Genomic DNA, 201 nt, shown 5'->3' with positions numbered 1-201 from the left:
GGCGAACTGCGCGACAAGCTCATCGCCCACGGCGAGGAACTCTCCTGGCACCCCGAATTCATGCGCGTGCGCTACGAGAACTGGGTGGGCGGTCTCACGGGCGACTGGCTCGTGTCGCGTCAGCGCTTCTTCGGTGTGCCGATCCCCCTGTGGTACGCCCTCGACGAGAACGGCGAGCGCGATTATGACCGCGTGCTCACC

1 protein-coding gene is annotated in these 201 nt (G+C 66.2%); it reads left to right on the top strand.

Annotated features, from left to right (window positions below):
* A partial coding sequence (locus L687_RS24570) for a class I tRNA ligase family protein (RefSeq protein ID WP_040569578.1) occupies positions 1-201 on the top strand: 201 nt, incomplete at both ends.

Source organism: Microbacterium maritypicum MF109 (assembly GCF_000455825.1).
GTDB lineage: Bacteria > Actinomycetota > Actinomycetes > Actinomycetales > Microbacteriaceae > Microbacterium > Microbacterium maritypicum_A.
This window is presented reverse-complemented; position numbering and strand designations above follow the sequence as displayed.